The following is a 19,309-nucleotide window of genomic DNA, read 5'->3' on the forward strand; positions in this document are numbered from 1 at the left end:
AATAAACAAACCTTACACCCTTTTAATCTGAACCTTACATTAACCTTAACAATAAAAAATGAGGCTGGGACAAAACCCACCTCTGAGATGAAAAAGCCGGTGAAATTTTACGACAAGTAAAATTTCACCGGCTTTGATTATTTTTTTAACAAAAATAAGGACCACTTCTGATAAAATTAAGTCACCACAACAAAATTATACAGAAAGAAGGATCCTTATGTTTAAAAATTATACCATGAATCAATTAGTTTTGCCTTTAGATTTAGAAGTAAAATTACAAAAAAATGATATTGCCTTTCATATCCATCATCTAGTTGAAAGTATTCCTCATGAAGTTTTCGAACCATTTCTGCGAAATGAGGGCTATCCTGCTTATCATCCACGCATGATGCTTAAAATTATTTTATGTGCCTACACCCAATCTGTCTTTTCAGGGCGAAAAATTGAAGCCCTATTAAAAGACAGTATCCGGATGATGTGGCTATCACAAGGGTATGAACCAAGCTACCGTACAATCAATCGATTCCGTGTTCATTCAGATGTGAAAGAATTAATTCGCCAATGTTTCGTCCAATTTCGTTGCCAATTAATCGAAGAAAAACTAATCGATCAAGAAGCAATTTTTATTGATGGTACAAAGATTGAAGCAAATGCGAATAAATTTACGTTTGTCTGGAAGAAATCGATTGAGAAATATCATCACAGTTTAATTGAAAGGTCAAACCAGCTATATAACGAGCTACTTGAGAACGAAATTATACCTGAAATTGAACGGGAAGGTGATGAACAATTATCATTGAAAGAGCTCGCTCAATTGGTAGGAAAAGTGGACAATGTCGTAGCTGAGTATGATAAACAAATTAAGGAATCATCAGACGTTCCAGAACGAAAAGCTTTAAGAAGTGAACGCAAATACCCGAAACAAGTGCGTAAACAGTTGATTGATTTTGTCTTACGAAAACAAAAATACCAACGAGACTTTGAAATCTTTGGCACACGTAATAGCTATTCTAAAACAGATCTGGACGCGACATTTATGCGAATGAAAGATGATTATATGCAAAACGGACAATTGAAAGCTGGCTACAATGTACAAATCGCAACGGAAGGGCAATACACGCTTGCCTATAGTTTATTTTCAAACCCAACAGATACACGTACGTTAATTCCATTTCTTGATGAAATCGAGAACCATTATTTCGTGTTACCGAAACATATTGTCGCAGATGCAGGTTATGGTAGTGAACAAAACTATAATGATATCCTTTCGAACAGAAAACGAGAAGCACTGATTACGTATAATCTATATTTGAAGGAGCAAAAGAAAAAGTACAAACAAAACCCATTGAATCCCGATAACTGGCAGTATTGTGAAGATACAGATACATATATATGCCCTAACCAGAAACGTCTTGAATTTCACTATCATTCTGTCCGTACTGATCGTACAGGATTTCAACGAAGGTTCAAGATCTACGAGTGTGAGGACTGTTCGGGATGTCCATTCCGTTCATCATGTACAAAAGCTAAAGAAGGCAACAATCGAAAACTAATGGTGAATGAACAATGGGAACAACAAAAAGAATATGTGAGAGCGAAGCTTTCAGAAGAGAAAACGAGCACCATCTATCGAAAACGCAAAATCGATGTGGAACCAGTTTTTGGATTCTTGAAGGCTAATTTGCGTTTCACTCGATTTTCTGTACGAGGAAAATCGAAGGTAGAAAATGAAATGGGACTCGCATTAATGGCCGTGAATTTAAGAAAATTCACGGCCAAACAACTACGGTAATAGAAGGATCAACACACAAAAATAGAAAAAGTTGAATTTCAGTTCGCTCAAATTCAACTTTTTCACTATTTGAAGCTAGTTATGTCCCAGCCTCTAATATAATCCAAAAATATTTTTTTAATGATTGTTATTGTCCCATTTACTGTCTACATGATTAAGTAGTTATTTTCATATTTAATATTTGAACGAGTTGACTATTTAAATCGTTCACACTATATGAAAAATCATTCTGATACCAATGTATAATCATACCAATCATAGCATTAGCTTGATAAGCACAATAAAGCTGTCGATTGATTCCACTTTTAATGATTGCTTCTGTATCTTGAAGCAATAAATGATTAATTGTTTCAAATAATAAATAATAGTACGTCAATGGAACTTTTTTTGAAAAGATAATTTTGTAGAAAGGTTGATATTTTTCGATATGATGAAATATCCGAATAGTAGAAGGATCTAATTCGCTCGTTTTTAACACGGATACGTGGCGGTACGGCTCTTGATAAGAATTGATTAAATCCGCGGTTATCTCCATAAAATACTCCTCAAATAATTCCTCGATATTGGAATAATGTAAATAAAATGTACCTCGACTGACCTTTGCTTTCCTGCAAATTTCCGAGACTGTGATAATTTCTAGAGTTTTTCCCTTCAATAATTCTAATAATGCACGATGCAATGCCTCTTTCGTTTTCTGGATACGCAAATCGGTACTCATTTTATCACCTTTTATTGAACATATTTTTTAATTTGTGTTAATTATTGAACAAATATCGTTATTTTGTAATTGTAGGCGTCTGTCCAACTTTATTATAATTTTTATTGAACAACTGTACAATAAAATTAAAGGGGGCATTTCGAATGAGATTAGATGGAAAAGTAGCTATTATCACTGGTGCTGCATCAGGTATGGGTAAGGCAATTGCAGAAGGTTATGCAAAAGAAGGTGCAAAGGTTGTTGTATCAGATATAAACTTAGATGGTGCAAAATTAGTTGTTGAAGGAATTAAGGCATCAGGTGGAGAAGCAATCGCCGTCCAAACAAACGTAGCTTCTGAAGATGATCTACAACGTTTATTCACAGAAACGAAACAAGCCTTTGGAACATTAGATATCCTTGTTAATAATGCTGGCATCATGGATGGCATGGAGCCCGTAGGAGAAGTTACGGATGAACGCTGGGAAAAAGTATTCGCTGTAAATACATTAGCAGTTATGAAATCTATGCGTATCGCAATCAATCTCTTTTTAGAACAAGGACATGGAACTATAGTAAATAATATCTCTGCCGGGGGTTTATATGGTGCACGTGCTGGTGCTGCTTATACTGCTTCAAAACATGCTGTCGTAGGCCTTACAAAAAACACAGCTTTCATGTATGCAGATAAAAACATCCGTTGCAACGGTATTGCTCCAGGAGCAGTTATAACAAATATTGCTTCAACGATGACAAATGTGAGTGAATTTGGTGCAGGTCGTCAATCATTAGGTTTAGCTATTAATCCTCGTGCCGGCCAACCTGAGGAAATTGCACAAATGGCTATCTTTTTAGGGTCAGATGAATCAAGCTTTGTCAATGGACAAGTTATTGCTGTTGATGGTGGTTGGACCGCTTATTAATTTCCTTTTAATGACAACCTATATTTATAAATAGCAACGTGATTTGAAAAAAATCCAAAACAAGAGACCACTCAGCAGTGGTCTTTTTCTTCTATCCGAGCCGGTATGTATAATATTTGTTAATTGAGAAATAATAATATCAATTGAAAATTGCCTTACATCCTCACTATAACGTCAACTCCTATTTCCACTTACAATATAGAATGCTAATAAGAATTTAATAATCTTATATGGATAACCAATTAATATTAAGACTCTTTTCTCAAACATTGTTGCTATTTAAGTAAATTTTAAACGAAAAATGATCGGCTGAAGATCGCCACACCTTTAAAATTTACTGAGAAAAGTCTTGCCACCCGCATAAGAACCGCGTGAATCCTTTATTGGGTGTAACAGTCGGCAGTTGACTATTACAAGAACAAGCAAACGATATGGAAACAGCCAATATTAAGAATAAAAGTTTATTTCCTTGACAAATCAATAAGATCTATATGATAATGGTTTTTGAATTATAATTATTATAAAAAACTAATTATAATCAAAAGCAGAATTATATTTAGTTTTTAATAGTTATGACTTTATGTCCTAACTACCTATTTTATAAATTAAAACTCAACTAGGAGGAATTTACTTATGTCTTTAATCGGAAAAGAAGTATTACCATTCAAAGCACAAGCATACAGAAACGGCGATTTCATGGAAGTTACTGAAGAAAATTTTAAAGGTCACTGGAGTGTTGTTTGCTTCTACCCAGCTGATTTTACCTTCGTTTGCCCAACAGAACTTGAGGACCTTCAAGATCAATATCCAGCTCTTCAAGAATTAGGAGTAGAAGTATTCTCTGTATCAAGAGATTCTCACTTCACACATAAAGCATGGCACGATACATCTGAAGCAATCGGTAAAATTACTTATACAATGATTGGTGACCCTGCGCATGTTCTTTCTCGCAACTTTGATGTATTCATCGAAGAATTAGGACAAGCTGACCGTGGTACATTCATCATTGACCCTGATGGGGTTATCCAAGCGATTGAAATTAACGCTGATGGCATTGGCCGTGATGCTAGCACACTTATTAACAAAATTAAAGCAGCACAATATGTTCGTAACAATCCTGGTGAGGTTTGCCCAGCTAAATGGAAGGAAGGCGAAGAAACACTTAAACCAAGCCTTGATCTTGTAGGGAAAATCTAAGGGGTGCTATAAATGATTCTGGATGCAGATATTAAGGCACAATTAAATCAATATCTACAACTATTGGAAAATGATGTACTACTTAAAGTTAGTGCAGGATCCGATAAGTTATCAAATGACATTCTATCTCTAGTTGATGAGTTAGCAACCATGTCACCAAAAATAAAAATAGAGAAAACAACATTAGCGAAAACACCAAGCTTTAGTGTCAATCGCATTGGCGAAGATACTGGGATCGCTTTTGCTGGTATTCCTCTTGGTCACGAATTTACTTCATTCGTGCTAGCTCTTTTACAAGTAAGTGGAAGAGCTCCAAAGATTGACCAAAGCTTAATCGACCGAGTAAAAGGCATCGAAGGCGAATATCATTTTGAAACATATGTTAGCCTAAGCTGTCATAACTGCCCAGATGTTGTACAAGCTTTGAACATTATGAGTGTTCTCAATCCTGGCATTACCCATACGATGATTGACGGTGCGGCTTTCAAAGAAGAAGTTGAAAGCAAAGGCATTATGGCTGTACCTTCGGTTTTCCTAAATGGCGAATCTTTTGGTAGTGGTAGAATGACACTCGAAGAAATTCTTACTAAAATGGGGAATACTGCTGATGCCTCTGAGTTTTCAGATAAGGACCCCTTTGATGTGCTTGTTGTTGGTGGAGGCCCATCTGGTGCGAGTGCAGCGATCTATGCAGCACGTAAAGGCATTCGTACAGGTATTGTGGCTGACCGTTTTGGCGGTCAGATCATGGATACACTGGGCATTGAAAACTTCATTAGCGTGAAATACACTGAAGGCCCTAAGCTCGCTGCAAGCCTTGAAGAACACGTGAAAGAATACGATATCGATATCATGAATTCTCAACGTGCTAAGCGCTTAGAGAAAAAAGACTTTGTTGAAATCGAGCTTGAAAATGGTGCTGTTCTAAAGAGTAAAACAGTCATTCTTTCAACAGGTGCTCGCTGGCGCAATGTCGGAGTTCCTGGAGAAGCCGAGTTCAAAAACAAAGGTGTCGCATATTGCCCTCACTGTGATGGTCCATTATTTGAAGGAAAAGACGTTGCCGTAATCGGCGGTGGTAATTCAGGTATTGAAGCAGCTATTGACCTTGCAGGTATCGTCAAGCACGTAACAGTTATTGAATATGCAGCAGAACTAAAAGCTGATTCTGTATTACAAGATCGCCTTTACAGCCTTCCAAACGTTACAGTTATTAAGAACGCACAAACGAAGGAAATTACCGGTACTGATAAAGTAAACGGCATTACCTATATAGACCGTGAGACAGAAGAAGAGCACCATGTAGAATTACAAGGAGTCTTCGTTCAAATTGGTCTTGTTCCAAATACTGATTGGTTAGGTGATACGGTTGAACGTACTAGAATGGGCGAGATTGTAGTAGATAACCGTGGAGCAACGAGCATACCTGGAGTATTTGCTGCAGGAGACTGCACGAATAGCCCATATAAACAAATTATTATTTCCATGGGTTCAGGTGCAAATGCAGCTTTAGGTGCATTCGATTATTTAATCAGAAATTAATAGAACAAAGTCACTGCGCTATCAAGTTTTTGGTAGCACAGTGACTTTTTTTGTTCCCTCATTTATTTGAATGATTTTATTACCAATCATTATGGCAATGAAACCAATGAAATGTGGAAATATATAATTTTATAGGGATTTAGATCATTCATCCTTCGGTATTATGGATTCATGAGAAACAATAAATTCTGCTTGCCCTGCCAATGAATATTGTTGAATACCATTCGGTAAGATAAAATGGTTCCCTTTTTCAATAGTAAATGACTTTTCATTAATGGTAAGGACTGCCTGTCCTTCTATCACACTTACCTGTAAAAAGTTTTTATCCATATCACAGACAGCACGTCCATTTAATTGCCAATGATGCACAGTAAAATATTGTTCCTCAACTAATTTCTTGTCGATTAAATCACCATTTATCTTCTCCGTTGGTTGGACAACAACATCTTTGTGTGGAACAGTGGTTACTTGTTTTGAGCGACCTAGATGCAATTCTCTCTTTTCACCAGAGGCATCTGTTCGATCATAATCATAAACTCGATAGGTTATGTCAGAACTTTGCTGTGTTTCAAGGATAACAATACCTTTTCCAATCGCATGAATCGTACCACTTGGAACATAGACAAAATCTCCACTTTTTACTTTCACATGTCTTAAGAGCTTGTCCCATTCACTTTGATCAATCCATTGCGCCAATTCCTCTGCTGTTTTAGCATGATGCCCTAACACAAGTTCCGCTCCTTCTTCAGCACTCAACACATACCAACATTCGGTCTTACCATACGGAACCCCTTCCACTTCACGGGCAAATCGATCATTGGGATGGACTTGTACGGATAAATCATCAGCTGCATCCAGAATCTTTATAAGTAAGGGATATTCTCCTTGATAGTCATTAGGTTTATTAAATAACTCCTTATGCTCATTCCATGCATCTGCCAATGTTCTCCCTGCAAAAGGGCCATTAATAATATGGCTTGGACCATGCGGATGTGCTGAAATCACCCACGCCTCCCCTGTCCTCTCATACGGAATATCATAATTAAATTCTTCTCTCAGCTTCTTCCCTCCCCAAATCCTCTCTTGAAATACAGGCTGTAAAAAGATTGGCTCATTTTTATACATTAATATTAACCTCCATTTGAAGCGAAGGGACGGTTCTTATGCTTATACTTCAGATACAGAAGGAAGCAAGAGAACCGTCCCTATGCTTTTAAATACTCTCTAATAATGACTATAGAAACATTCAAATATCACTCCAAATGAATGGCCTTAATCGACATATAATGAATCAAAAATTACTAGATGACCTCTAGAAAAAGCAAAATGGCCACAATACATTGTGGCCAATGAGTAAATCGATTATTGTTTCTTCTCCAATATTCCTAAAAAGTCCTTATAATCATTTGCCCCAGTTAATGCGAGTCCCACCAATGGTGACTGACTTAAGGAGGCAATTTCCCCAATCACTTCACGAATATCTCCTTGATCTCCCTTTGAAATTGCCAACATAAATACTAGTGATACTTGCTCACTGCCCCATTCCATAGGTTTTTTTAAAATTGCTGTCGCAACAGCGGATGTTTGAATTAATGACGGATCCCCGTGCGGTATGGCGATACTTCCACCAATGGCCGTTGCCGATGAATGCTCCCGTTTGATAGCATTACGTATAAATTCTTCTTTAACATATCCTTTTTCAAAAAGAGCCCTGGCCAACATTTCCACAACCTCATAACGATGCTCTTTTTCTACATGAAAGAACATAAGATCATCCACTAAGTATTGCGACAATACATTATTTGTAGTAATAGACTTACGTTTGTTGACTAACCCCTCAACAAATTGACGCAATTTCTGCTTGTCATCCTGTCCAAAGAGCGGGGAAATAACGATATACTCACTATTCACATTTTCAAGTGGTACGGTTGAAATGATAAAATCAGGTTGGAAAATCTCTACATAATTTTTCACCTTAATTTTACTAATACAGGCTTGAATTTCAATGCCCTGATACTGTTGTTTAATCTTCGCCTCCAACAAATGTGACATGCCAATACCCATATGACAAACAATCAAGGCTCTTTTTTTCTCTTCTCTTCCTCCTTCTATACGTTCAAGAGAGGCTTGAAAATGAAGTACAATGTATGCTGCCTCATCTTCTGGGATGTCGATCGAAAAAGTGGTGTTTAGTTCCTCGAGAACCAATATGACCATACTGAACATATACGGATACATTCGTTTGATATTTTCAAACAATGGGTTAGTAATTGGAAAGCCAAACTTGATGCGATTGATAACAGAATGCATATGAACAGCTAGTCCACTTGCTAAAATGGGATCTGCCACAAATGGTAATTGGGTTAGATTTTCCATTTTGTATATCAGTGTATTCATAATTCTGGTCGTTTCTTCATCCTTTATTAATATCCGTTCTAACTCCTCTTCCATTCGTTTGCTACTCATGAGATGCCAGGTAAAATAAACCCGCTCCTCATCAGGAAAGACTAACCGAAAAACCGATTCAAGTTGTTCGAAAAACCAATTTGTATAGTTGTATTCTTGACTATTCTCTGCACTCTCTTTTTCAAACCCTTGGATAAATACTTGCGCCCTTTGTCGTGTGCGTTTAATCATAATCAGCGTATGTACAAGCAAACTTTCCAAAGCACCATCTGTAAAAGTAAGAGAAAATCGATTCTTTAAATCATGCAATGCATTTCTCACGATCGTAATTTCATATGGCAAAAATAAATCTAATACCAAATTTTTATCACTTGAAGTAGATGGAATGAGCTCGGATAAATGGGCTAATGCATTTCGTTTTTTTAACTCCGACCCCTGTATCGTATTCCCAAACCGTTGCTTTGTAATGAGCTCAAGGTCAAAGCGCTGTATCCAATTACTAATGATATCAATGTCTTTCTTAACTGCTGCTTTTGGAACATAATAACGATCTGCCCAATACTGTAATGTTGTAGGCTTATTATTCGTCAACAGTTGAAAGGCCATTTCAAATAACCGCTCTTCCATAGTTTTTGGCTCATTTGAAAGAAGACGGTGTAAAATATCTTTACGTTTATCATCATCAATAGCAATAGAAATACCTAAACCAGGCTTACGAATTAAACCGGTATTAGGGAATTCAAGTAAAAATTCCTCCAACCGGTCCAAATCATTCCGGATCGTCTTTTCCGCACAATCAAGCTCTGACGCCAAATCTTTAATATGCAATGCCCCTTCTTCATGAATGAGCAATCTTCTCAACAATTCCTTCTGTCTATTATTCATCTAGTTGCACCTGCTCTTAAATGGCGATATATGCAAAGTTTAACTTTATTTCAATGACGAATCAATCGACAAAGTAAGATTACATTTATTCTACTATAGTTTTTAGCACCTACCATCGTTTATATTATTGACATTATTAAGCAGTTAAAATTTTGTCTATCCCTTCTCCTAAACACATTATAAAAGTAAAAAAAACCGGCGATGGAAGCCTCCTATGCCGGTTCATTGATAATGATTTTACTAATAGTTTTTTATTTTACTAAAGATGCTTTACGCTTACTTCGCTTTTCATCACTAAGAGCGATTACACCGTTTTCTACTCCTAGCTCATTCAGCCATCTACGATAAGCGATAGTTAGTGCATCAGATTTAAGGTGCATTTCTGCCTGTAAATCTAGTGGGAGAAGTTCAGGTTTTTGACTTTCGACAATGTCTAAATCTTGATTGAAAATAATATCCTGAAATTCAATAAACGCATCATCTGATTTATCTAAATCATAATTTCGAGTTAATAGCATAAATGCCTTTGCTTGTTCTTTATCTTCCTGATTTACAACGAGCAAAATCGTAAATTCCTCATCTGACCCTTCTGTTGTTTTAGTAAATCGGGCAGTTGTTGGATTTAATATTTCATAAATATAATCTGCGTATCCACCTTTTGACCTTCCATCAGGATTCGGTTGGTATACGGGAATTTTACTCGTAATAAAACGATTATCAATAAACTCCACATCATAATCTATAACTTCAGCATGATCTTCGACTCCAAGCATCCCCTCATGAACAAACATAAGATGTGAAACGTCTAGGAAATTTTCGATAATTCTCGGTGCATTTGCCTTTACTTCATAAGGTCCACAAATAGCTGTACGATACCCCTCTGTATGATATTCAGGATAAGAAATCATAGTTGAAGGGTCATCGCCTAAATTAACCCAAATTAAGCCATATTGTTCCTGGCAATGATAAACCGTTGCTCTAGCCTTCTTAGGAATCGGTCTTTTACACGGTAATGCAGGAATTTTTACACATGTTCCTTCAGAATTATACTCCCATGCATGATACGGACAAACCAAATTCCCATCCTTTACTTTTCCGAGTGAAAGTGCAGCTCCACGGTGAATACATAAATCCTTAAATGCATGTACCCCTTTTTCATTACGGAAAATTACCACACGCTCACCTAGAACAAATACCTGTTTTGGTTCATCTAATAACTCTTCTGCCTTATATACTGGATGCCATTCATTCCATAATCGATCTTGTTGCATAATAGATTTCCCCTCTTCTAATTTACTTTTGCACTTACTTCTGTCATCTTCGTTGCAACCCCTCTATCTTCCAGCTTTTGAGGAAGTATCAAATTAAGTACCAATGCAGTAATAGCACCAATTGCCGTTCCAGATGAGACAAAATACGTCACTAAGTTTGGTAATCCACTTAAGATATTAGCTGGCATAAGTACTGCAAACAACGCAAGCATGATAGAAACACCGATTACTAACATATTTCTTTCTGTAAAAGGAACTTCTTTGATCACTTTAAATCCATTCATCATAATCACTACACAAAGAATGGCAAAAACACTATTAATGACAACTGAAGGAATGCTGGCAATCACATTCATAAGTTTCGGCATCATACCTAATAAAATTAAAATCACTCCACCAGCAATAATTGGCTTACGGCTTTTAATACCTGTAATTGCAATAATCCCTGCATTAGAGGAATAGCCTGTTACAGGTGTCCCACCAAAGAAAGAACCTAGAAAACATCCTAAACCTTCTCCAAACGCTCCCCCATTTAATCGTTTATCATCAAGATGTTCGTCAGTCACTTTACTAACAGTAAACCATGTACCGGTCGTTTCAATCATAATAATAAAGTAAATTGCTAACATAATGAGAATGGCATCTAGGTTAAAAGTCGGTTTTCCAAATGCAAAGATACTTGGCATCTGAAACCAAGCAGACTTCCCAACTGATGAAAAATTAACTAAACCGAAAAATGAGGCAACAATCGTACCAATACCTAATGCTAAAATGACAGACGCAACTTTAATATATCTAAATTTCGTTTTAGACTTTTCGCCAACATACATACAGAAAATCAGAACAGCTGCTGTTATAAGGGCAATAAACATATTTGTTCCAAAACTACCTTGTGCAGTATAAATAGAATTTATGGCACTAGGCATAAGAGAAATTCCAACCACAACAATAACTGTCCCTGCAACAATTGGCGGGATAAATTTCCTTACTACTTTACTAAACACTTTCATTGGATAACCCAATATAGCTATTAACAAGGCCCCAGGTATTAAGCTTCCTATCATCGCACCAACACCAGATGTTGTTCCAATAGCTGCAAGAGCACTTAGCGGGACAAAGGATGGACCCTGCATAACAGGAAGCTTCATTGCTATTCCTGCTTGAATAATCGTTGCTATCCCACAAGCAATAAATGTCATTTGAATGAGCAAAGCATTTTCAGTAACTGAAAATGATAATAATCCGGCTAAAACCATAGGTGGAATAAAAAGGTCCATTGCTAATACTTGTTGGATGCCTAAAAAAATCGATTGTAGTATAGAAATATTCTCCGTATGGTCACCAACATCTGTCCCTATTTTCTCTGTTTCTCGTTCTCTAGCAATACTTTCCATCATCTAGCCTCCTATACATTTTCAGTACATCCATATAATCAAAGCCTAAATAAAAAAGCTCAAAGCACTTGCCTCTCCACAACGTAGAAAAGCAATGTACTTCGAGCTTTCACAATGAAATACGAAAGAAAAGACAAACCTCCTATAAACCGGAGACTATCTTCACTCTGCTTTTCATAGTCGGTTTATTTACGGTAAACTGGTAGAAACTTGTAGGCCATATCCCTACGATTATATGAAAAACGATATTTAATTTTTTTGAATGTTATCAGTATAGCATGAACTTTATCAAATGCAAGGCAAATTCTATAAAAAAAACGGAAATAATTTAGTAGACATCAAAATTCCAAACAATTATACTGACTATTATAGAAAAAGACGAACATTAAGGTGGTAATCATGGATAAATGTTATGAAATTTTCCAAGGAACAGCTTTCACTAGTCATACCTCAAAAGAGATTACTATTTTGAAAGATTGCCTATTCTGTATAAATGAGAATGGCATTATTGAAAAAATAGTTGTCCCAGAGAACGAAGAATACCAGTTATTTCTAGATAAATATCAAGGGAAAGATAATTTCCATCGCCTTGCCGATGGCCAGTATATCCTGCCTGGTTTTGTCGATTTACATGTTCACGCCCCACAATGGGCACAATCTGGAACAGCACTGGACCTTCCACTACATGATTGGTTAAATACATACACATTTCCATTAGAAGCTAAATATGCGGATTTAGACTTCGCGGCAACTGTCTATGAAGATTTAGTTCAAACCTTGCTCGCGAATGGAACAACAACTGCACTTTACTTTGCAACGGTACATAAGGAGGCAAGTCTCTTACTTGCAGAAATATGCGCAAAGAAAGGACAGCGAGGCTTGGTGGGAAAAGTGGTGATGGATGATCCAGAACAAAATCCTGACTATTACCGAGATATAAATACAGAAACAGCATTAGCAGATACTGAAGAATTCATTTTAGCTGTTCAAGAGTTAGCGAAGCAGGTAAAACAAGGGGTATACCCTGTTGTTACTCCACGCTTTATTCCTAGCTGCACAACTGAGGCTCTTAAAGGATTAGGAGAATTAGCAGCAAAGTATGATACACATATCCAATCCCATTGTAGTGAAAGTGATTGGGAGCACGAATATGTCAAAAATCGGTTTCATAAACATGATGCCTTTGCATTACATGATTTTGGACTATTAGGTGATAAGTCGGTCATGGCACATTGCAATTTTTTAGATGATGATGATGCAGAATTATTTGCTAAAACGGGAACAGCCATTGGTCATTGCCCCTTATCGAATGCTTATTTTGCCAATAGTGTCATTCCCATTGCCCGCTTTCGGGACAAAGGGATTGATATTGGCTTAGGAACGGATATTTCAGCTGGGGCCACTCCTAGTCTTTACGATAACGCAAAACAATCTGTTGTCTCTTCAAGAATGCTAGAAGATGGAGTCAATAATGCCCTTCCTGCAGAAGAACGTGGCGTGCCTAATTCTCGCATTACCATTAATGAAGCCTTTTACTTCGCAACAGCAGGCGGTGGAGAAAGTTTAAGCCTACCAATTGGACGAATACACGAAAACTATACATGGGATGTACAAATTATCGACACAAACGTACCTTCTGCAAAGCTCCCAATATTCGATCCAAATGAAGATCTATATGATATCTTCCAAAAAATCATGTATAATACTCGACCAGAAAACATTCGAGAAGTCTGGGTTCAAGGTAAAAAAGTCCATTCAAGATAAAAAGGTGGGGTCAGTCCCCCACCGCTTTAAAGCAGTGGGGGACTGACCCCCTTTCTTACACATTTTGTGCTAGTGTACGTTTCAAAAACTCTCTTGTCCGTTCTTGTGTGGGATGATTAAAGATTTGTTCTGGACTTCCTTCCTCTGCAATTACTCCTTTGTCCATAAACACTACACGGTTTGAAACTTCTTTTGCAAATCCCATTTCATGGGTAACTATTAACATTGTGAGACCACTGCCGGCAAGCTCTTTCATAACTTTTAGAACCTCTCCTACCAATTCAGGATCAAGAGCTGAAGTAGGCTCATCAAATAACATTACATCTGGTTCCATAGAAAGTGCTCTTGCTATAGCTACACGCTGTTTTTGACCTCCTGATAATTGTTTTGGTTTGGCATGAATATATTGATCCATTCCAACAACTTTTAAATATTTCAGTGCTAGCTTTTCTGCCTCTCCTCGAGAACGTTTTAACACCCTCATTTGCCCTACTACACAATTTCCAAGTACATTAAAATTATTAAATAAATTAAATTGCTGAAACACCATTCCTAATTTCGTACGATATTCAGGAATATCGCGATCTTTACTTAATATGTTTTCACCCTTATAAAGAATTTGACCGCCACTCGGTTTTTCTAATAGATTCGCACAACGAAGAAGTGTAGACTTTCCGGACCCAGACGAACCAATAATACAGACTACTTCCCCTTTATTAACTGAAAAATTGATGTCCTTTAACACTTCATTGCTTCCAAAGGTTTTACTTAAATGCTGAAATTCTATGATTTTTTCCATATCATCTCCTCCTCGACTATTGGCTGGCATTTTTCCTGTACATATCTTCAGGTGCCTCTACTATAATTTGAGAATAATTTTCCGGTCCATCTAATCTCTTTTCGATATACGCTAATATTCGTGATACGGTTATGGTCATAATTAGGTAAAGCACACAGGCAACAAAAAATGATTCAAAATATCTAAAGTTATTTCCGGCGATTGATTTTGTTTGGAAAAATAATTCTGATACAGAAATGACATTTAGAACAGAGGTATCCTTAATATTAATAACAAACTGATTTCCAATTGAGGGTATAACATTACGAATGGCTTGAGGTAGGACAATATGGAACATCGTTCTAAAATGGTTCATTCCAATTGCCTGCGCTGCTTCATACTGACCTTTATCAATCGAGAGAATCCCGCCTCGGACGATTTCTGCCATATACGCCCCAGTGTTAATCGATACAATGAGGAAGGCAGCATATAGACGGTCCATGTCTGCACCAAATGCTAAAGCTGATCCATAAAAAATAACCATTGCTTGTACGATCATCGGTGTTCCACGAAATATTTCAATATAGGTAGAGAATATCGCACGTATCACTTTAAGAAAAACTCTCTTTGCTCCTCTCTCAGGCAGAGGAATTGTCCGTATCCCTCCTATTATTAGACCGATGATAAATCCAAGAATGGTACCCACAATAGAAATCAACATTGTAATCCCTGCACCGCGGATGAACATTGGCCAATTTTCTGTAACAATCTTCATTAACCAATCAAAAGTCATATTTATCCCCCTTTTCCCTACCAAAACCTCTTACACTTCTTATTTCAATGTTATAAATTTTTTCGTAAAATATGGCGAAAACAAGCCCTGACCACTTGTATTCCAATAGACCCAAAAGACAACAAGTAGAAACGGCTTAAAAATATGATAAAAATCGTATATAAGATATTTACAATCTAACGGAACCAACAAAACCGGGTGCATATATGTACCCGGCTTCACTCCTTATTAATTTGCTGCTGGTTGATTTTTAATAGCAGTATCCATAATGCTCGAACGTTCCTCTTCTGAGATCCCTGATAAAATTTTATTAATTTCATCTGTTAAACTGCTGCCTTTTTTAACACCGACAGCGATAGCCGTATCATCATCTGATGTTTTAAATCCATCAGTAAATTCAACCATTTTGTAGTTTTTGTTAGCAGATTCAGCACTGACTCCTTCTGGACGTTCGGATACATATCCATCAATGACTCCTGATTCCAGCGCTACCCTCATTGCCGGAAAATTATCCATTGCTGGCTGCTTATTTACACCTTTAATTTGATCAATGACTGAATAGTGGAATGTATTTAATTGAGCTGTTATTTTAGCGCCACTGAAATCCTGAATAGAAGTTGCTGTCTCATATTTCCCACCTTTTTTAACGACCATCACTAAATTTGATTTATAGTAGATATCCGAGAAATCGATTGTCTTTTTGCGCTCTGCTGTTGGTGACATTCCTGCTATGATGGCATCGATTTTTCCAGAAGTTAATGCTGGAACAAGGCCATCCCATTCGGTTTTAACGATTACAAGTTTTTTTCCCAAACCTTCAGCTATTTTTTTAGCAATCTCCACATCATAACCACCTGCATATTCTGCACTACCATCAATTTTTACTCCGCCATTAGAATCATCTTTCTGTGTCCAGTTGAATGGAGCATACCCAGCTTCAAGACCTACTTTAAATGTTTCTTTATCTGTTGTTTTTGTCCCCACCGTTTCCTTTTCGCTAGTACCACATCCTGCTAATAGCAGTATAATTGTTAAGGAGATTGCCATAAAAACTAATCGTTTTTTTCTCATAAATACCTTTCTCCCCCCGATTCGTCCGTATATTAATAATTTATGTGCCTATCTTTGATATTATCTAAATTTTCTAATTTGTTCAAGTAGTTCTAAAATAAAAAAAAGACCTGAGTCAAACTCAAGCCTTTTCTATTATGATTAAATTCTATTTTTGGGAGTCAAATGAGCTTTGCTGGTTAATCATCTCATATTGACGTTTACTTCTTATCGAATAACTTTGATCTCAAAGTACGATCAGTATTTTTACTTGCATACAGAAAAATTTACACTAAAGCCACTTGATTTGCTAGTTTATTAGCAGCCTCTGTAACCTTACGTAATCCTTCTTGAATGATTTCTTCTGCTTTATTAGGCATAGCATTATGACCTTCAATAATGACTTCATCGATAATTTCCATACCAAATATACCACCAAATACGTTACGCATATAATTAACAGACATGTCCATCTGTGCCATTTCTGGAGTAGAATAAATTCCGCCACGTGCATTTAAGAAAATGGCTTTTTTATCCGTCATTAATTGAATCATGTTACCATCAGCATCATATTTAAATGCAAATCCAGCAGCGTATACATAATCGATAAAAGTTTGTAATTTAGCTGGAATAGTTAAATTCCATAATGGGAATGCAAATACAACTACATCTGCAGCAGATAACGCATCCATTGCTTTTTGTTTCGCGTTTAAGAGACGTTGTTCCACATCAGTTAATTCTCCACCGTTATTCACTTTTCCAAAAGCATTAAATATATCTTGACCAAAATAAGGTGTATCCTCAGCGAATACATCATATGTAGTCACATTCAAATTTTTCGCACCTTTTAATGCGTCCATAAAAGTTTCATACATTCTGCTGGAAACACCCTCTGCTGCTGGGCGGTTATTTGCTTTAACAACTAAAACATTCATAAAAGAGCCTCCTATTATTATATTGAAATAAAAAATATAATAGTTAAAATAAATTTTTGTATTTGGATAGCATTGCTTTATACTTTCCAAATACTTATTATAACACCCTCATATGAATTTGTTTGGAATTCTGCTCCACCAAAAATTCCTATACTAATCCATTGTAAAATGGATACATTTGCTTTCCTCTCTGTAAAGGGAAAACCCTTTTTCTATCATTTTAATACTGATCGGTTGTTGCCCCTAACATAGCACCTCGAATGATAGATGTGTCATTATACTTTTTTAAATCACTTGGTTTTCCTGTAACTACGACACCAATAATTTTAAGGTTCTTGGGTGTCAATTTATCCCTACCGTTATTCGTAATGTTATTATAAATTTCAGTTGCTTCCTCTTGATACTCTCCACTTTTTGATCTAATCAATTGAAGATTAGATATAAAAGTAGATGCTGAACGATTATTATATTTAAATCCATATGCTTCAAATCCATTTATGGTGTATCCACTTGAATTCTCTTCATTTAACTTGCTATACTCCTTTGTATCCTTTTTACTATAGGTATCTACCCAATACCATGCTAATTGATCTTTAAAAATTTTCTCAACTTCTTCGATTGAATATCCCTTATTAAATGAAAATGCCATTTCAACAACTTTGTTATCATCAATTTGATTCAACAAATCTCTATCATCAAAAATCTCCTTATATATAACGTCTGGGTGATAGAATTCAATGACTCTTTCTCCTTGGTAATATAAAGGGATACGTTCATCCCTTATACTACCTGATCTCGGTGGAACATCCGTAATCAATCTCGACGTTCCCAAAATAGTAAAGACTCTTTCTTTTTCCCCCCACGGTATTGGAACCCCTCCAACTTTCTTAACTAATTTTGTTTTTGCTGTTGCTGATATTGGAGAATAGTTATAAGTTGTTCCCTTTACTTCTTCAACATTTGCTCCTAAAATCTCATTCCAAGTTGAATCCATTATAAATTCATTTTCTATTTTCATATTCATAATCTTATCACCCATAAGATATAAACCAGTAAATACGATTAAGCTTATAATTAATGAAATCAACACCATTTTTGTCATTGAACGTCTCTTTGCCTTTTTTACTAATTTCTCAAACTCTAAATCTTTTGGTAAAAATTCATTTTCTTTATTCATTACCATACCTCCTATATTGTTCAATAAATTCGCACCTGGCTCTGTGTAGAATTGTCTTAACCGATCCTACTTTCATACCTAATAGATCTGCTATTTCATTTATTTTCAATCCGGTACTATATTTAAGAAGAAGTAATTGACGATGCTTCGGTTTTAATTTGTTTAACAGTTCATGGATGTCTTTCTCTAATTCACTTTGTAAAAGTAATTTTTCTGGCGTCTCTTCCTCAAATAATTCTTGTAAGTTGAACAATAAAATTTCTCTCCGTCTAGAATTCTTTCGGGTCATATCATAATATTGATTAATTGCTACTCTAAACAGCCAGCTTTGTACATTAGAAATTCCGACAGAATCAATATATTGTAAGAATTTATATGCAGTATCTTGAATAATATCTTCTGCATCTTCCTTTGAAGCACCCATTTTTAATAGATAAGAGTAAACAAATTTTAGTACTTCGTTAAGTTTTTTTCCCATCATGGAATCATTCATTTCGGACCTCCCACCATTAAAACGTTTCAATCCCTAAAAGGTTAACAAAAACTTCTAAAATAACTTACTTTATTTCGGTTATGAAAGACAATGATCCTCTAGCACGACAAAACCAACTATTAAACTCACACAAATGTTCTTCATCATAAATTTTTACCTCTCTAAACACAAAAAAAGAATCCTTAATCTAATGATAGATCAAAGATTCTTTA

16 protein-coding genes and 1 riboswitch are annotated in these 19,309 nt (G+C 36.2%); of the genes, 5 read left to right on the top strand and 11 right to left on the bottom strand.

The genetic code is table 11. The features are described 5' to 3' along the window. Positions 1 to 217: 217 nt before the first annotated feature. Positions 218 to 1,792 carry an IS1182 family transposase gene (locus tag MHI39_RS25950; RefSeq protein WP_342540455.1) on the top strand — a complete coding sequence of 525 codons (1,575 nt, stop codon included), beginning with the start codon at positions 218 to 220 and terminating at the stop codon, positions 1,790 to 1,792. 154 nt (positions 1,793 to 1,946) lie between these two features. Here the strand turns inward: MHI39_RS25950 and MHI39_RS25955 are convergent, their stop codons facing one another. After that, a complete protein-coding gene (locus MHI39_RS25955) occupies positions 1,947 to 2,510 on the bottom strand; it encodes a TetR/AcrR family transcriptional regulator (RefSeq protein ID WP_342540456.1) in 564 nt (187 codons plus the stop codon). Between the two features lie 143 nt (positions 2,511 to 2,653). Between MHI39_RS25955 and MHI39_RS25960 the strand changes: the two genes are divergently transcribed. The 3 genes from MHI39_RS25960 to ahpF all read left to right on the top strand — a co-directional run bounded on the left by MHI39_RS25960 (position 2,654) and on the right by ahpF (position 6,151). After that, the gene (locus tag MHI39_RS25960; RefSeq protein ID WP_278892471.1) at positions 2,654 to 3,412 is read left to right on the top strand and encodes an SDR family oxidoreductase; all 759 of its coding nucleotides are present in this window, start codon (positions 2,654 to 2,656) and stop codon (positions 3,410 to 3,412) included. A 633-nt stretch (positions 3,413 to 4,045) separates the two neighbouring features. After that, positions 4,046 to 4,609, top strand: a complete 564-nt coding sequence (gene ahpC / locus MHI39_RS25965) for an alkyl hydroperoxide reductase subunit C (protein ID WP_342540457.1) — start codon at positions 4,046 to 4,048, stop codon at positions 4,607 to 4,609. 12 nt (positions 4,610 to 4,621) lie between these two features. Next, positions 4,622 to 6,151: an alkyl hydroperoxide reductase subunit F gene (gene ahpF, locus MHI39_RS25970; protein ID WP_071976304.1), complete on the top strand. Its 1,530-nt coding sequence runs from the start codon at positions 4,622 to 4,624 to the stop codon at positions 6,149 to 6,151. Between the two features lie 144 nt (positions 6,152 to 6,295). Here ahpF and manA read toward each other — a convergent pair whose 3' ends face one another. The 4 genes from manA to MHI39_RS25990 all read right to left on the bottom strand — a co-directional run bounded on the left by manA (position 6,296) and on the right by MHI39_RS25990 (position 12,107). Next, positions 6,296 to 7,276: a mannose-6-phosphate isomerase, class I gene (gene manA, locus MHI39_RS25975; RefSeq protein WP_342540458.1), complete on the bottom strand. Its 981-nt coding sequence runs from the start codon at positions 7,274 to 7,276 to the stop codon at positions 6,296 to 6,298. 237 nt (positions 7,277 to 7,513) lie between these two features. Then, positions 7,514 to 9,442 carry a BglG family transcription antiterminator gene (locus MHI39_RS25980; protein ID WP_342540459.1) on the bottom strand — a complete coding sequence of 643 codons (1,929 nt, stop codon included), beginning with the start codon at positions 9,440 to 9,442 and terminating at the stop codon, positions 7,514 to 7,516. Between the two features lie 251 nt (positions 9,443 to 9,693). Beyond that, positions 9,694 to 10,713, bottom strand: a complete 1,020-nt coding sequence (locus MHI39_RS25985; protein WP_342540460.1) for an aromatic ring-hydroxylating dioxygenase subunit alpha — start codon at positions 10,711 to 10,713, stop codon at positions 9,694 to 9,696. A 17-nt stretch (positions 10,714 to 10,730) separates the two neighbouring features. Beyond that, complete coding sequence (locus MHI39_RS25990) at positions 10,731 to 12,107, bottom strand: nucleobase:cation symporter-2 family protein (RefSeq protein ID WP_342540461.1); 1,377 nt, start codon at positions 12,105 to 12,107, stop codon at positions 10,731 to 10,733. A gap of 157 nt (positions 12,108 to 12,264) precedes the next feature. Further along, positions 12,265 to 12,366, bottom strand: a riboswitch (purine riboswitch). Positions 12,367 to 12,506: 140 nt separating this feature from the next. Here MHI39_RS25990 and guaD point away from each other — a divergent pair. Then, entirely contained in the window at positions 12,507 to 13,871 is a 1,365-nt protein-coding gene (guaD, locus tag MHI39_RS25995) for a guanine deaminase (RefSeq protein WP_259548504.1), read from the top strand. Between the two features lie 55 nt (positions 13,872 to 13,926). Here guaD and MHI39_RS26000 read toward each other — a convergent pair whose 3' ends face one another. From MHI39_RS26000 to MHI39_RS26025, 6 genes are all read right to left on the bottom strand, one after another. After that, a complete protein-coding gene (locus tag MHI39_RS26000) occupies positions 13,927 to 14,670 on the bottom strand; it encodes an amino acid ABC transporter ATP-binding protein (RefSeq protein WP_259548505.1) in 744 nt (247 codons plus the stop codon). 16 nt (positions 14,671 to 14,686) lie between these two features. Beyond that, entirely contained in the window at positions 14,687 to 15,442 is a 756-nt protein-coding gene (locus MHI39_RS26005) for an amino acid ABC transporter permease (RefSeq protein ID WP_251339495.1), read from the bottom strand. Between the two features lie 228 nt (positions 15,443 to 15,670). Next, on the bottom strand, positions 15,671 to 16,513 hold the full coding sequence (locus tag MHI39_RS26010) for a transporter substrate-binding domain-containing protein (protein ID WP_342540462.1): 843 nt from the start codon (positions 16,511 to 16,513) through the stop codon (positions 15,671 to 15,673). A 266-nt stretch (positions 16,514 to 16,779) separates the two neighbouring features. Then, positions 16,780 to 17,427 (bottom strand): FMN-dependent NADH-azoreductase, encoded by a 648-nt coding sequence (locus MHI39_RS26015; RefSeq protein ID WP_259548506.1) that lies wholly within the window; start codon positions 17,425 to 17,427, stop codon positions 16,780 to 16,782. A 220-nt stretch (positions 17,428 to 17,647) separates the two neighbouring features. Beyond that, positions 17,648 to 18,604 carry an anti sigma factor C-terminal domain-containing protein gene (locus MHI39_RS26020; RefSeq protein ID WP_342540463.1) on the bottom strand — a complete coding sequence of 319 codons (957 nt, stop codon included), beginning with the start codon at positions 18,602 to 18,604 and terminating at the stop codon, positions 17,648 to 17,650. Next, complete coding sequence (locus MHI39_RS26025; RefSeq protein ID WP_342540464.1) at positions 18,597 to 19,097, bottom strand: sigma-70 family RNA polymerase sigma factor; 501 nt, start codon at positions 19,095 to 19,097, stop codon at positions 18,597 to 18,599. The genes MHI39_RS26020 and MHI39_RS26025 overlap by 8 nt, the downstream gene beginning before the upstream one ends. Positions 19,098 to 19,309 lie beyond the last annotated feature (212 nt).

It is taken from the genome of Heyndrickxia sp. FSL K6-6286 (assembly GCF_038630395.1).
Classification (GTDB): Bacteria; Bacillota; Bacilli; order Bacillales; family Bacillaceae_C; genus Heyndrickxia; species Heyndrickxia oleronia.